The 14776-nt window shown below is 71.8% G+C and carries 12 protein-coding genes and 1 pseudogene; 8 read left to right on the top strand and 5 right to left on the bottom strand.

What is annotated here, in order from left to right; all coding sequences use genetic code 11:
• The first annotated feature begins 6 nt into the window (after positions 1–6).
• The 7 genes from rhaI to ACZ6JY_RS16390 all read left to right on the top strand — a co-directional run bounded on the left by rhaI (position 7) and on the right by ACZ6JY_RS16390 (position 9155).
• Positions 7–1194, top strand: a complete 1188-nt coding sequence (gene rhaI, locus ACZ6JY_RS16360) for an L-rhamnose isomerase (RefSeq protein WP_469196495.1) — start codon at positions 7–9, stop codon at positions 1192–1194.
• Positions 1195–1274: 80 nt separating this feature from the next.
• Positions 1275–3326: a bifunctional aldolase/short-chain dehydrogenase gene (locus ACZ6JY_RS16365; protein ID WP_469196957.1), complete on the top strand. Its 2052-nt coding sequence runs from the start codon at positions 1275–1277 to the stop codon at positions 3324–3326.
• A 156-nt stretch (positions 3327–3482) separates the two neighbouring features.
• A complete protein-coding gene (locus tag ACZ6JY_RS16370) occupies positions 3483–4946 on the top strand; it encodes a rhamnulokinase (RefSeq protein WP_469196497.1) in 1464 nt (487 codons plus the stop codon).
• Between the two features lie 94 nt (positions 4947–5040).
• Positions 5041–5802 carry a (Fe-S)-binding protein gene (locus tag ACZ6JY_RS16375; RefSeq protein ID WP_469196499.1) on the top strand — a complete coding sequence of 254 codons (762 nt, stop codon included), beginning with the start codon at positions 5041–5043 and terminating at the stop codon, positions 5800–5802.
• Positions 5799–7295, top strand: coding sequence for a LutB/LldF family L-lactate oxidation iron-sulfur protein (locus ACZ6JY_RS16380; RefSeq protein WP_469196501.1), 1497 nt, complete (start codon positions 5799–5801; stop codon positions 7293–7295). The genes ACZ6JY_RS16375 and ACZ6JY_RS16380 overlap by 4 nt, the downstream gene beginning before the upstream one ends.
• A complete protein-coding gene (locus ACZ6JY_RS16385; RefSeq protein ID WP_469196503.1) occupies positions 7292–7969 on the top strand; it encodes a LutC/YkgG family protein in 678 nt (225 codons plus the stop codon). The genes ACZ6JY_RS16380 and ACZ6JY_RS16385 overlap by 4 nt, the downstream gene beginning before the upstream one ends.
• 22 nt (positions 7970–7991) lie before the next feature.
• A complete protein-coding gene (locus ACZ6JY_RS16390; protein WP_469196505.1) occupies positions 7992–9155 on the top strand; it encodes an ABC transporter ATP-binding protein in 1164 nt (387 codons plus the stop codon).
• A gap of 104 nt (positions 9156–9259) precedes the next feature.
• Here ACZ6JY_RS16390 and ACZ6JY_RS16395 read toward each other — a convergent pair whose 3' ends face one another.
• The 5 genes from ACZ6JY_RS16395 to ACZ6JY_RS16415 all read right to left on the bottom strand — a co-directional run bounded on the left by ACZ6JY_RS16395 (position 9260) and on the right by ACZ6JY_RS16415 (position 13077).
• The gene (locus ACZ6JY_RS16395) at positions 9260–10201 is read right to left on the bottom strand and encodes an ABC transporter substrate-binding protein (protein WP_469196507.1); all 942 of its coding nucleotides are present in this window, start codon (positions 10199–10201) and stop codon (positions 9260–9262) included.
• Positions 10198–10893, bottom strand: coding sequence for an ABC transporter permease (locus ACZ6JY_RS16400; protein WP_469196509.1), 696 nt, complete (start codon positions 10891–10893; stop codon positions 10198–10200). Before ACZ6JY_RS16400 ends, ACZ6JY_RS16395 begins: the two co-directional genes overlap by 4 nt.
• Positions 10869–11549 carry an ABC transporter permease gene (locus ACZ6JY_RS16405; RefSeq protein WP_469196511.1) on the bottom strand — a complete coding sequence of 227 codons (681 nt, stop codon included), beginning with the start codon at positions 11547–11549 and terminating at the stop codon, positions 10869–10871. Before ACZ6JY_RS16405 ends, ACZ6JY_RS16400 begins: the two co-directional genes overlap by 25 nt.
• A gap of 138 nt (positions 11550–11687) precedes the next feature.
• Complete coding sequence (locus ACZ6JY_RS16410) at positions 11688–12245, bottom strand: EF-hand domain-containing protein (protein WP_469196513.1); 558 nt, start codon at positions 12243–12245, stop codon at positions 11688–11690.
• A 202-nt stretch (positions 12246–12447) separates the two neighbouring features.
• Entirely contained in the window at positions 12448–13077 is a 630-nt protein-coding gene (locus ACZ6JY_RS16415) for a TetR/AcrR family transcriptional regulator (RefSeq protein ID WP_469196515.1), read from the bottom strand.
• A 178-nt stretch (positions 13078–13255) separates the two neighbouring features.
• On the opposite strand from ACZ6JY_RS16415, the pseudogene ACZ6JY_RS16420 reads away from it, so the two are divergent.
• Positions 13256–14755 (top strand): annotated as a pseudogene (locus ACZ6JY_RS16420) (APC family permease); the annotation flags it as partial.
• Positions 14756–14776 lie beyond the last annotated feature (21 nt).

Consider the following 14776-nt stretch of genomic DNA (forward strand, 5'->3'; position numbering starts at 1 on the left):
TGCGTGATGACCGCCGGAACCAGCAAGGACGCCGTGAAAGCGGCACTCAGCACCCAGGCACTGGAGACACCGTCCTGGGCGTACGGCAACTCCGGCACGCGTTTCAAGGTCTTCGCGCAGCCCGGCGTCCCCAGGACGACACGCGAGAAGCTGGACGACGCCGCCCGCGTCCACGCGCACACGGGCATCGCGCCGACCGTCGCCCTGCACATCCCCTGGGACCGCGTCGACGACTACGGCGCGCTCACCGCCTACGCGGAGGAGCGCGGCCTGCGCCTCGGCGCCATCAACTCCAACGTCTTCCAGGACGACGACTACCGGCTCGGTTCGGTCACCAACCCCGATCCCGCCATCCGCCGCAAGGCCGTCGGACACCTCCTGGAGTGCGTCGACATCATGGACGCGACCGGGTCGAAGGACCTCAAGCTCTGGTTCTCGGACGGCACCAACTATCCCGGCCAGGACGACCTGCGCAGCCGGCAGGACCGACTGGAGGAGGCGCTGCGCACGGTCTACGACCGGCTCGGCGACGACCAGCGGATGCTCCTGGAGTACAAGCTCTTCGAGCCGGCCTTCTACGCCACCGACGTCCCCGACTGGGGGACGGCGTACGCGCACTGCCTCAAGCTCGGCCCCAAGGCGCAGGTGGTCGTCGACACCGGGCACCACGCGCCGGGCACGAACATCGAGTTCATCGTGGCGACGCTGCTGCGCGAGGGCAGGCTCGGCGGCTTCGACTTCAACTCCCGCTTCTACGCCGACGACGACCTGATGGTCGGCGCGGCCGACCCCTTCCAGCTCTTCCGGATCATGTACGAGGTGGTGCGCGGCGGCAGCCTCGCGGCGGGCACACCGGGCGCGCCGGGGGTCGCGTTCATGCTCGACCAGTGCCACAACATCGAGGCGAAGATCCCAGCGATCATCCGCTCGGTGATGAACGTGCAGGAGGCCACGGCAAAGGCGCTGCTGGTGGACGCCGAGGTGCTGGCCGAGGCGCAGCGCACGGGCGACGTGCTCGCGGCGAACGGCGCGCTGATGGATGCGTTCAGCACGGATGTGCGTCCCCTACTGGCGGAAGTCAGGGAGGAGTTGGGGATCGACCCCGATCCGCTCAGGGCCTATGAGCGGTCAGGATGGCAGGAGTTGATCGCCGAGGAGCGGGTCGGCGGCGAGCAGGCGGGTTGGGGGGCATGAGCGACATGAACGGGCACGACGTAAGCGGGGAAGACATGGGCGGGGACGACGTGGGTGGGGACGACGTGGGTGGGGACCGCATGGCGGGGCGGCGGCAGGGGCACGACCCGGTGGCCGAACTGCTGGAGCGCGCCCACGCTCTGGGCGCCGACCCGCGCAACACCAATTACGCGGGCGGGAACGCCTCCGCGAAGGGCACCGCGCCCGACCCCGTGACCGGCGACGACATCGGCCTCATGTGGGTCAAGGGCTCCGGCGGCGACCTCGGCACGCTCAAGGAGTCGGGCCTCGCGGTGCTGCGCCTAGACCGACTGCACGCGCTGAAGAAGGTGTATGCGGGCGTGGAGCGCGAGGACGAGATGGTCGCGGCCTTCGACTACTGCCTGCACGGCAGGGGCGGTGCCGCGCCGTCCATCGACACGGCGATGCACGGCCTGGTCGACGCGGCGCACGTCGACCACCTCCACCCCGACTCCGGGATCGCGCTGGCGTGCGCGGCCGACGGCGAGAAGCTGACCGCCGAGTGCTTCGGCGACACGGTGGCGTGGGTGCCGTGGCGCCGCCCCGGCTTCCAGCTCGGTTTGGACATCGCGGCCGTGCGCGCGGAGCACCCGCGGGCGATCGGCTGTGTACTGGGCGGGCACGGCATCACCGCCTGGGGGGAGACCTCCGAGGAGTGCGCCAGGAACTCCCTGCACATGATCCGCACGGCGGAGCGGTTCCTCGCGGAGCGCGGCAGGGCGGAGCCGTTCGGCGGGGAGCTCGACGGGTTCGGGCCGCTCCCCGCTCCGGAACGCCGCGCGCGGGCGGCGGCGCTGGCTCCCGTCATCCGGGGCCTCGCCTCGCGGGACCACCCGCAGGTCGGCCACTTCACCGACACGGAGGCGGTCCTCGACTTCCTCGACAGGGCCGAGCATCCGCGCCTGGCCGCCCTCGGCACCTCCTGCCCGGACCACTTCCTGCGCACGAAGGTCCGGCCGCTGCTCCTCGACCTGCCGCCGACGGCTCCGCTGGACGAGACGATCGCCCGCCTCGGTGAGCTGCATGCCGCGTACCGCGAGGAGTACGCGGCGTACTACGCCCGGCACGCCGAGCCCGGCTCCCCCGCGATGCGCGGCGCGGACCCGGCGGTCGTGCTGGTCCCCGGGGTGGGCATGTTCACCTTCGGCAAGAACAAACAGACGGCGCGCGTGGCCGGCGAGTTCTACGTCAACGCGATCAATGTCATGCGAGGCGCGGAGGCCGTGTCGTCGTACGCGCCGATCGAGGAGTCCGAGAAGTTCCGCATCGAGTACTGGGAGCTGGAGGAGGCGAAGCTGCGGCGCATGCCCGCGCCGAAGCCGCTGGCGACACGGGTGGCTCTCGTGACGGGCGCGGGCAGCGGTATCGGCAGGGCCATCGCGCACCGGCTGGCCGCCGAGGGCGCCTGCGTGGTCGTCGCGGACCTGAACGCGGCGGGGGCGGCGGCCGTCGCCGAGGAGTTGGGCGGTCCCGACAAGGCGGTCGCCGTGACCGTGGACGTGACGAGCGAGGAGCAGATCTCCGAGGCGTTCGAGGCCGCGGTCCTGGCCTTCGGCGGAGTGGACCTGGTCGTCAACAACGCGGGCATCTCCCTCTCCAAGCCCCTCCTGGAGACCACGGCCCGCGACTGGGACGTGCAGCACGCCGTCATGGCGCGCGGCTCGTTCCTGGTCTCCCGCGAGGCGGCCCGGGTGATGCGGGCGCAGGGCATGGGCGGCGACATCGTCTACATCGCTTCGAAGAACGCGGTCTTCGCCGGCCCGAACAACATCGCCTACTCCGCGACCAAGGCGGACCAGGCCCACCAGGTGCGATTGCTCGCGGCGGAACTGGGCGAGGACGCCATCCGCGTCAACGGCGTCAACCCGGACGGCGTGGTCCGCGGCTCCGGCATCTTCGCCGGCGGCTGGGGAGCGAAGCGCGCGGCGGTCTACGGCGTCCCCGAGGAGAAACTGGGCGAGTTCTACGCCCAGCGGACCCTGCTCAAGCGGGAGGTCCTGCCGGAGCATGTGGCCAACGCGGTGTTCGCCCTGACGGGCGGGGACCTGTCGCACACGACGGGGTTGCACATACCGGTGGACGCGGGGGTGGCGGGGGCGTTTCTGCGGTGACGGGCGGGGGCGCCTGGAGCGCGGGTACTGCCCGCGGACCCGGCGGCCTCTCCCGACAGCGACCCGTACCCCTTCACGTCGTTCACGCCGACAGCCCGCCCCGCACCCTGCCAGCTCCTCCGCCGTGTTCACTCCGCACCCCAAGAGAGCCGCCCCATGTCCCTCACCCGCCGCTCCTCCACCCCCCGTTTCGCCGCGGTCGATCTGGGCGCGTCCAGTGGGCGCGTCATGGTGGGCCGGGTCGGTCACGGCAGCCTTGAGCTGGAGGAGTTCCACCGGTTTCCCAACAGGCCCGTGCGTATCGGCGGCACCCTGCACTGGGACATCCTCGCGCTGTACGCGGGCGTGCTCGACGGGCTGCGGGCGGCCGGTCCTGTGGCCTCCGTGGGCGTGGACAGCTGGGCCGTGGACTATGGACTGCTCGACGCCGACGGCGCGCTCGTCGGCAACCCGGTGCACTACCGCGACCGCCGCACCGAAGGCATCGCCGAACAGGTGTGGGAGCGCATGCCGGCCGCCGAGCTGTACGCGGCGACGGGGCTTCAGTACGCACCCTTCAACACCCTGTACCAGCTCATCGCCGCCCGGCGGGCACAGCAGCTCGACTCGGCCGACCGGTTGTTGCTCATTCCGGATCTGCTCACGTACTGGCTGACCGGTGACCTCGGCACCGAGTTGACGAACGCTTCGACCACCCAGCTCATCGACCCCCGCACCAGACTCTGGTCGCGGGAGGTGGCCGACCGGCTCGGCATCGACCTCGCCCTGTTCCCGCCGCTGCGGCGGCCCGGGGAGCCCGCGGGTGAACTGCTCCCCCATGTCCTGGAGGAGACCGGCCTCACGGGCCCCGTCCCCGTGACAACGGTGGCCTCGCACGACACCGCCTCCGCCGTGGCGGCGGTGCCCGCGGCGGACGGCACGGCCTTCGCGTACCTCTGCACCGGCACCTGGTCCCTCGCCGGGCTCGAACTGGACGCCCCCGTCCTCACGGAGGCGAGCCGCGAGGCCAACTTCACCAATGAGCTGGGGACCGACGGGACGGTCCGCTATCTGCGCAACATCATGGGGCTCTGGCTCCTCCAGGAGTGCCTGCGCGCCTGGCGGAACCCCGACCTCACGGCCCTGCTCGCCGCGGCAGCCGAGGCCGAGCCGCTGCGTTCGGTCGTGGACGCCGGCGCGCCCGGGTTCCTCTCGCCCGGCCGGATGCCGGACCGTATAGCGCAGGCGTGCCGGGCGTCGGGGCAGCCGGTGCCCGCCGGGCCCGCGGAGACGACCCGCTGCGTCCTCGACTCCCTCGCGCTCGCCCACCGCAAGGCCCTGGTGGACGCCCAACGCCTGACCGGGCGCCGCACAGAGGTCGTCCACCTGGTCGGCGGCGGTGCCCGCAACGCCCTGCTGTGCCAGCTGACGGCGGACGCCTGCGGGCTGCCCGTCCTCGCGGGCCCGGCGGAAGCGGCCGCGCTGGGCAACGTCCTCGTACAGGCGCGTGCGCACGGCGTGCTCGCCGACCGTGCCGAGGCGCGGGCCCTGGTGGCGAGGGCCCAGCCGCCCACGCACTATGGGCCGCGGGGTGACACCGCCGCGTGGGCGGCGGCACAGCAGCGGCTCGGCACGCGATGAGCGGCGCCCGCACCGGTGGCCGTCCATGCCTCCCGCAACGCATCGTGCCCGCGTACGCTGCACCCATCCGATGATCGACGAGGAGGAACCAGCGATGCGTGTCGCCCTGTTCCTGACGTGTGTCAACGACACGCTCTATCCGGATACGGGCCGAGCGGTGGTGAAACTGCTGACCAGACTGGGCGTCGACGTCGACTTCCCGACGGCGCAGACCTGCTGCGGGCAGGCGCACTACAACACCGGTTACCGCCACCAGGCGGAGCCGCTCGCCCGACACTTCTCCGATGTATTCGGGGGCGACACCTACGACGCGATCGTGACGCCGTCCGGGTCCTGCGGGGCGATGGTGCGTGAACTGTATCCGCGCATGGGCGAGCGGGCGCGGGCCGAGGGCCGCGGTGACGGCCTCGCGCGGACGCTGGCGCCGGTGGTCCCCAAGACGTATGAGCTGACCGAGTTCCTGGTGGACGTCCTCGGGGTCACGGACGTCGGCGCGTACTACCCGCACAAGGTCACCTACCACCCCACCTGTCACGGCCTGCGCGCCCTCGGCCTCGGCGAGCGGCCCACGCGATTGCTGCGTGCGGTCAAGGGGCTCGAACTCGTGGAGATGCCCGGCGCCGAGGAGTGCTGCGGCTTCGGCGGCACCTTCGCCGTGAAGAACGCCGACGTCTCGGCGGCCATGGGCGCGGACAAGGTCCGGCACGCCGAGTCGACCGGAGCCGACGTCCTCTGCGCGGCGGACAACTCCTGCCTGATGCACATCGGCGGCACGATGACCCGGCTGCGCACGGCCGTACGCCCGGTCCACCTCGCGGAGATCCTGGCGAGCACGGAAGAGGAGCCCCTGTCATGAGCGGCGGCACATTCGTCGGCATGCCCGCGTTCCCGCCGTTTCCGCGGGCCGCGCACGAGGCGGTGCGGAACACGACGCTGCGGGCCAACCTCCGGCACGCCACCCACACCATCCGCGACAAACGGGCCAAGGCCGTCGCCGAGCTGGACGACTGGGCGGAGCTGCGCGAGGCGGGCAAGCGCATCAAGGACGAGACGCTGCGCCACCTCGACCGGTATCTCGTCCAGTTGGAGGAGTCCGTCGTGCGGGCGGGCGGCACCGTGCACTGGGCGACCGACGCCGAGGAGGCGAACCGCATCGTCGCAGGTCTCGTCAGGGCGACCGGCGAGACGGAGGTCGTCAAGGTCAAGTCGATGGCCACGCAGGAGATCGGGCTCAACGAAGCGCTGGAGGCCGAGGGCATCCACGCCTACGAGACCGACCTCGCCGAGCTGATCGTGCAGCTCGGCAAGGACCGGCCCTCGCACATCCTCGTCCCCGCCATCCACCGCAACCGCGGCGAGATCCGCGACATCTTCCGCGCGGAGATGGGCGCGTGGGGACGGCCGGCCCCCGACGGGCTCACCGACACCCCCGCCGAGCTCGCCGAGGCGGCGCGGCTGCACCTGCGCGAGAAGTTCCTCCGGGCCAAGGTGGGCGTCTCCGGGGCGAACTTCATGGTCGCGGAGACCGGCACCATGGTCGTCGTGGAGTCGGAGGGCAACGGCCGGATGTGCCTCACCCTGCCCGAGACGCTGATCTCCGTGGTGGGCATCGAGAAGGTGGTTCCGACCTGGCGTGACCTGGAGGTGTTCCTCCAGACCCTGCCCCGCTCCTCCACGGCCGAGCGGATGAACCCGTACACGTCCATGTGGACGGGCACGTCCCCGGATGACGGGCCCAGCGCCTTCCACCTGGTCCTGCTCGACAACGGCCGCACCGACACCCTCGCCGACGAGGTGGGCCGCCAGGCCCTGCGCTGCATCCGCTGCTCGGCGTGTCTCAACGTCTGCCCGGTGTACGAGCGGGCGGGCGGGCACGCGTACGGCTCGGTGTACCCGGGGCCGATCGGCGCGATCCTCAGCCCGCAGCTCCGGGGCACGCAGAGCGAGATCGACGCCTCCCTGCCGTACGCCTCCTCGCTCTGCGGCGCGTGCTATGAGGTGTGTCCGGTGGCCATCGACATCCCCGAGGTCCTCGTGCACCTGCGCGAGCGGGTGGTGCAGGGCGGCGAGGCCACGCGGCGGGGCACGAGGGTGACGCTGAAGCCGGCCAAGGGGCACGCGGCGGAGCGGGCGGCGATGCGCGCGGCAGGGTTCGCCTTCGCCCGCCCCGGAGTACTGCGCATGGGCCAGCGCATGGCCTCGCGCACCCGGCGGTTCCATCCACGCACGCTTCCCGGACCCGGCCGGGCGTGGAGCGCGACCCGGGATCTGCCGAAGGTCCCGGCGGAACCGTTCCGTGACTGGTGGGAGCGTACGCGGGGCGGCACGACGGAAGGGAGCGGGAAGTGAGCAGCAGGGACGTGATCCTGGGCCGGGTGCGTCGGGCGCTCGCGGACGTGCCGAGCGTGCCGGACGCGGCGGACGGGCCGGACGGCGACGGCACCGCGTACGAGGCGGCGGTGGACCGTGGGTACGCGCGCGAGCACGGCGAGCGTACCGTCGATGAGACCGTCGACCTGCTCGCGGAGAACCTCGCGGACTATCGGGCGATCGTGCACCGGTGCACGGACGAGGAGCTTCCGGAGCTCCTGACGCGTCTGCTCGCGGCGCGCGGCGCGGGGACCGTCCTGGTGCCGCCGGGGCTGCCCCCGCGCTGGCTGGAGTCCGTCGACGCGACACACGTGCGGGACCGCGCGGCCGGCACCCCGTATGAACTGGACCGGGTCGACAGCGTCGTCACCGGCTGCGCGGTCGCTGTCGCCGAGACCGGCACGCTGGTTCTCGACGGTTCGGCGGACCAGGGCCGCCGCCGCGTCACGCTCGTGCCGGACCACCACATCTGTGTCGTACGGGTGCCGGACCAGGTGGTGTCGTCCGTACCGCTGGCACTCGGGCGGCTCGATCCGGTGCGACCGCTGACCTGGATCTCGGGGCCCTCCGCGACCAGCGACATCGAGTTGGACCGGGTCGAGGGAGTGCACGGGCCGCGCACCCTGGAGGTGGTGTTGATGAGCGGTGGATGACCGGCGCGGCTAGCGTGTGGGCATGATCCGGTTCGAGCAGGTGACCAAGCGCTACCCGGACGGTACGACGGCCGTGGACGATCTCTCCTTCGAGGTGGGCCGGGGCGAACTGGTCACGCTCGTCGGCCCGTCCGGCTGCGGCAAGACCACCACCATGATGATGGTCAACCGGCTCATCGAACCCACGTCGGGCAGCATCTTCCTGGACGGCGAGAACATCGCCGATGTGGACCCGGTGCGCCTGCGCCGCCGGATCGGTTACGTCATCCAGCAGGTCGGTCTCTTCCCGCACCGCACGGTCCTGGACAACACGGCGACCGTGCCCGCGCTCATCGGCTGGAAGAAGGCCAGGGCGAGGGCCAGGGCGGCGGAGTTGCTCGAGCTGGTGGGTCTGGACCCGGCGACGTTCGGGTCCCGCTATCCCGAGCAGCTCTCCGGGGGCCAGCGCCAGCGGGTCGGGGTCGCCCGCGCGCTGGCCGCCGACCCGCCGGTACTCCTGATGGACGAGCCGTTCGGGGCGGTGGACCCGGTGGTGCGCGAGCAGTTGCAGGACGAGTTCCTGCGGATGCAGTCGGCGGTGCGCAAGACGGTTCTGCTGGTCACGCACGACATCGAGGAGGCGGTCCGCCTCGGTGACCGCATCGCCGTGTACGGGCAGGGGCGCATCGAGCAGTTCGACACGCCGGGGGCGGTGCTCGGGGCGCCCGCTACGCCGTATGTCGCCGAGTTCGTCGGCGCCGACCGGGGCCTGAAGCGGCTCTCGGTGACGGAGATTCAGTCGGACGACCTGGAGCAGCCGCCGATCGCCCGCCTCGACGAGCCCGCGGCGCAGGCCGCGGCCCGGCTGCGCGAGGAGGAGGCGCGCTGGGCCGTCGTCCTGGACGCGGGCGGCGATCTGCACGGCTGGGTCGGCGTCGACGAGGTCGCGCTCGCCGGCTCCGACGGCACGGTCGGCGACCTCGCCCACCGCATGAACTCCTGGGTGCCGGTGGGTGCCCCGCTCAAGCAGGCCTTCGGCGTCATGCTTCAGCACGACGCGGGCTGGGTCGCGGTGCTCGACGGGGCGCGTTTCCTGGGCGTCCTGACCCCGGCGAAGCTGCATGAGGCGCTGCGGCGGTCGGTCGACGCGGATGCGCGGGGGTTGGCGCGGGCCCAGGTGCGGTTCGACTCGGTCGCCGACGCGTGAACGCTCCGCTGGGTGGGCGGTTCTTGTCGCCGCGGGTTCGTCGTGGTTGCTCGCGCCGTTCCCCGCGCCCCTGACGGGGCGCTTCGCCGGCACCGTTGCTGGTGCTATAGGAGGTTCTTGTTCCGCAGGTACGTTCTCGCTACGTCCTGCGGTAGGCGGCGCCAGCTGTCGACCTGTTCGTTCATGGAGGCCAGGTCCTGTGTCGTCAGGACCGGGGCCAGGCGGTCGAGCGCCTTGGCGACGCCCTTGCTGCCCGCTCGGGAGCGGTTGACGACGGGGACCAGGTAGTCGGCGTTCTGGAGGTGCTTGTCGTCCTCCAGGAGCACCAGGCCGAAGTCGTCGAGGGTCGCGTCCGTCGAGGTGGTGAGGACCATCTGGTCCTGCCCGCTCTGGACCGCCTTCTTGGCCTGGGTCGTGCCGACGCCCTTGGGGTCCACCCCGGTGAGATCGATGCCGTAGACCTTGCGCAGACCCGGCGCGCAGTAGGGCCGCCGCACGCACTCGTCGCCCGCGGCGAGCCGTACCTTCAGGCCGGATCTGCCCAGGTCGGACAGGGTCTTCAGGCGGTGCTCGCGGGCGTAGGGGGCGGCGACGGCGAAGGCGTTCTGGTCGACCGCCTTGCCGGGGTCGAGCACGGTGAGGCCGCGCGGTGCCGCGAGGCGGCGCAGAGCCTTGATCGTCGTATGCACGTCGGGCGAGCCCACGGGCTCCGCGTCGGCGCCGTTCTCCTTGGCGTTCAGCCAGTCCGCGAAGGTCGCCGCGTACTCGGGGACGACGTCGATCTGCCCGGATTCCAGCGCGGGCTCGTACAGCTCGCGGTTGGCCACGGAGAGGATCTTGGTGCCGTAGCCGGCCTTGTTCAGGAGCAGCGCGTACATCTGGGCCAGCAGGTCGGACTCCGTGAAGCCCGCGGAGCCGACCGTGAGGTTCTTGCTGTCGCCGGGCGGCCCGGTGACCTCGCCCCGGTTCTCCAGGGAGGGCCCGGACGCGCAGCCCGCGAGAAGGGCGAGCGAGGCCGCCGCTGCCGCCGCGGCGCGGCCCCTCATCCGGCCCTCCTCCGCGTCCACCCGGGCGCGAGCCGCTCGGCGGCCTCGAAGATCCCCTCGACGATCAGCGCGAACCCGGCCACGAGCACGGCACCCGCCACGACCTGCGGAGTGCTCGCCAGGTTGAACCCCGCCGTGATGATCCGGCCCAGCCCTCCGCCGCCCGCGAGCGCGGCGATGGTGGCGGTGGCGACGAGCTGGACGGCGGCGATCCGGACCCCGCTGAGCACCAGCGGCAGCGCGAGCGGGAGTTCGACCCGCCACAGCATCTGCCGCCCGGTCATGCCCATGCCCCGCGCCGCCTGGACCACGCCGCGGTCGACGCCGCGCATGCCGACGTAGGCGTTGGTGAGCAGCGGCGGCACGGCGAACAGCACGAGGGCGACGACGGTCGGGCCGTCGCCCCAGGTGCCGAGCGGGGTCAGGAGGAGCAGGACGAGTACGGCGAAGGTGGGCACCGCGCGCCCGACGTTGGAGATGTTCACGGCGAGCGCGCCGCCTCTGCCGAGGTGGCCGAGGACGAGTGCGACGGGCAGGGCGATCAGACAGCTGACCAGCAGGCAGACGACGGTCAGGACGAGATGCTCGGTGAGCCGGTGCCAGATGCCGTCTTCGCCGGCCCAGTGCGCCGGGTCGCCGAGCCAGTCCCAGGCGTCGCCGAGCGCCTTCACGTACGCACCGCCCTGGTCCATGGCGTCAGGGCCCGCTGTACGCCGAGAAGCAGCAGGTCGGCGGCGACGGCGATGACGACGCAGAGCACGGAGGCGGTGAGCACCTGTGCCTTGAAGTAGGTGTTCATGCCGGAGTAGATGAGGTTGCCGAGTCCGCCGAAGCCGACGATCGCGCCGACGGTGACGAGGGAGACGGCGGAGACCATGGCGATGCGGAGCCCGGCCATCGCGGCGGGCAGCGCAAGCGGCAGTTCGACGGTGAGCAGGAGCCGGATCGGCCCGTACCCCATGCCGCGCGCGGCCTGCCGGGTCTCCCCGGGGACGGAGCGCAGCCCGGCGAGGATGTTCCGCACGAGCAGGGTGAGGGAGTACAGGACGAGGCCCGCGACGACGAGCGGCGCGGAGAGCCCGTACACCGGGAGCAGCAGCGAGAACATCGCGAGCGAGGGGATCGTGTAGAGGACGGTGGTGAGCGCGAGGGCCGGGCCCGCGGCCCAGCCCCAGCGGCGGGCGAGCACGGCGAGGGGCACGGCGACGACGAGGGCGATCAGCACGGAGACGGACGTCAGCTGAAGATGCTGCACGACCGCGTCGACGAGGATCTGGCGGCGGGTGCTCAGGTACTCACCGCAGATCCATTCGTTGCGCGCGAGGCAGTCGTCGGGTGGCCCGGTCACCCGACCATTCAAGGCCGGGCCGCGGGCGTCGGCGCGTTGGAGTGACCCGTACGGGCTCGCCCCGGGCACTCCGCGGTGCGGCGAGGCAGGGACGGTGCGAGTACGGCCCGCTCGCGTGGTGCGGCATGGCGTGGGGCGTCAGCCCTCCGCGCGGAGGCCCATCACCAGGCTCCCCGGGGCCCGGACATCCGCGTCCGCGTTCGTGTAGTAGTCCAGTACCGCCCGCTGCCACTCCTCCACCGTGATCCGGCCGTCCCCGTCGCGGTCCAAGGCTTCGAATGCCTCGCTGGCCATGGCCGTGGACATGCCGGACGCGACCTGCGCGCGGATGAAGTCGTCGAGAGCCACCGTGCCGGTGCCTTCGCTGTCGGCGAGTTGGACATGTGCCTCCACGGACGGGGCGACGAGGCCCGCGATCGCGCCGACCTGTACCGCTTCCTCCAGCGTCTGGACGTAGACGTCCTCCGTCAGCTCGCCGTCCTCGTCGACACCGGCGAGCTCGGCCAGCCGCTGCCAGTACGCCTCGGCTCCCGCCAGGACTGCGGCGGCCCGCGGGGAGCCGAGTGGCTCGTCCATCCCGTCGATCAGCCGTTCGGCGCGCAGGAGGATGTCGGACCGGTCGACGACGCCGTTCGCGTCGGCATCCTCCACGTGGAATCGGTGGATGTACTTGGCTCGCAGCCCGGTGTCCCGCATCAGGCGTCAACTCCCCTTCAACGACGTCAAGTGGCGTTCACCGTAATGCGCCCTCCCCGCCAGGAGGCCGGGCGACGCGGGCTCCCCCGGGTGAACCGGCCGGCTCGGCACACCCCCACCCGAATGGACGACGCAGTCGGCCGACCCCGGCCAGAGGCCTCGGTCGGGGGCCTCGGTCAGGGGGCTCGGCCATGGGTCTCGGTCAGGGGCGCATGGGGCGTGCCGGGGACTCTTCGAGCAGCGCTCGGCAGCGGGTCAGGAAGCCCGTGAGCGTCAGGCCGAAGGCTTGGTCCGCGCAGGTGGGCCCCGCGGCCGCCTGGGCGAGGGCCAGTCGCGGAGCCTCGTCCTGCTCCCCGATCACCCACATGTCCTCGGGCGCCGACATGTCCAGGGCCGAGCCGAGGACGATGTTGTCCAGGCCGGTGATGATCGGCAGCACGGCCTCCGGCGCGAATCCCGTGTCCAGCAGCAGGCCGGCCACCCGCTCGTACTGCTCCAGGACCCGTGTCGCCCGTACCGGCGAGGTCATCAGCATGGGGATCGCCCGGGGGTGGGCCGCGAAAGCGGCGCGGTAGGAGCCGGCCCACGCCTCCAGGGCCACGTCCCAGGGGCGCTGGTCGAGGACGCCGTCGTCGAACCCGTCGGCCACCCGATCGCGCAGCAGCTCGATCACCCCCGCCCGGCCGTCCACATGGTGGTACACCGATGCCGTCTGCACGCCGAGCCGCCTCGCGACCTCGGGAAGCGTGAAGTCACCTGTCTCGTCGACGAGTTCGAGTGCCGTACGGCCGATGCGCGTCCGGTCGAGCAGCGCCTTCCGCGGGCGGCCCATGTCCACTCTCCTCATCCGGGGTCTTCCCGAATCGTACGGCTGCCCTCTACATTGCCTGACACATTACCTAAACCGAAACGGTTTAGGTTAATCGGCGGCCCGCCGCATCCCCGTATGCCGGAGGCTCCTGGCCGTCGTCCTCCCTCCCTCTCCTCCGTCGAAGAAGGGCCCGAGCTTCATGGCCGTTGAGTCCGCATCCCGTGAGGGAGCACCAAAGGGCGCCGAGCCGCGACCTCCGGGTTCAGCCGGGGGTGACGACTCCCCCGGACTGCGCCGGGGCAGTCTCGGCGTCGCCGACATCGTGTTCTTCGTCATCTCCGCCGCCGCGCCCCTGACCGTCATGGCCGGTGTGGCACCCCTGGCCCTCGGCACCGGCGGCATCGGCGCCCCCGTCGGCTACCTCCTGGCCGGGATCACACTCGCCCTTTTCGCGGTCGGCTTCACCGCGATGACCCGGCACGTCCGCAGCAGCGGCGGCTTCTACGCCTTCATCACCCTCGGGCTGGGCCGCCCCGCCGGATTCGGCGCCGCGACGGTCGCCCTTCTCGCGTACAACGGCATGCAGATCGGTGTGTACGGGCTGCTCGCCACCGGCACCCAGGACGCGCTCGACGCGCTGTGGGGCATCCATGTGCCCTGGCCGGCCATCGCGTTCGCGGGCGTCTTCGTGATCTGGTTCCTCGGCTACCGCAGCATCGAGTTCGGCGCGAAGGTCCTCGGCGTCCTGCTGGTCGCGGAGACCGGCATCCTCGTACTGCTCGCGGGCGGAGTGCTCCTCGACGGCGGGGCCGAGGGGCTCGCCCTGGACTCCTTCACGCCCGGCAACGTCCTGGTGCCCGGCACCGGCGCGGTGCTCGCCTTCGCCTTCGCCGCCTTCACCGGCTTCGAGTCCACCGCCATCTACCGCCGCGAGGCACGCGACCCGAACCGCACCATCCCGCGGGCCACCTACATCGCCGTCGGATTCCTCGGCCTCTTCTACGCGTTCAGCGTCTGGATCGTCATCCAGGCCTACGGCAGCTCGCACATCATGCGGGCCGTCACCACCGACCCGATGGGGCTCTTCTTCACCGCGACAACGCAGTACGTCGGCGGCTGGGCCGCCGACCTCATGCACGTCTTCATCGTCACCAGCATCATCGCCTCGCAACTGGCCTTCCACAACGCGATCAACCGCTACGGCTTCTCGCTCGCCCGGGAGGGCGTCCTGCCCAGGGCGCTCGGCACGGTCCACCCCAAACACCGTTCGCCGTACGTGGCGGGCGTCGCGCAGAGCGTCCTCGCGGCGATCTGCGTCACGGGCTTCGCCCTCGCCGGCGCCGATCCGTACCGGCAACTCCTGCTGTGGATGAACACCCCGGGCAGCATCGGCCTGATGGCCCTCCAGGCGCTCACGGCCGTCGCCGTGCTCCGCTACTTCCGGCACATCCAGCACGAGGAGGGCCGTTGGCGCACCCTGGTCGCACCGCTGGCCTCCACCGTCCTGATGGCCGGCGCGATGTGGCTGATCATCAGCAAGATCGGGCTGATGACCGGAGCGTCGTTCACCACCAACACCGTTCTTGTGCTGATGGTGCCCGTCGCCTTCGTCGTCGGTCTCCTGGTCTCACTGCGCATGCGCCGCAGCCGACCCGAGGTGTACGCGAACTTCGCACAGGAGCCGGACGACGAGCACCCACACCCACTACCACTCCCGATC

It is taken from the genome of Streptomyces sp. NPDC046335 (assembly GCF_055587985.1).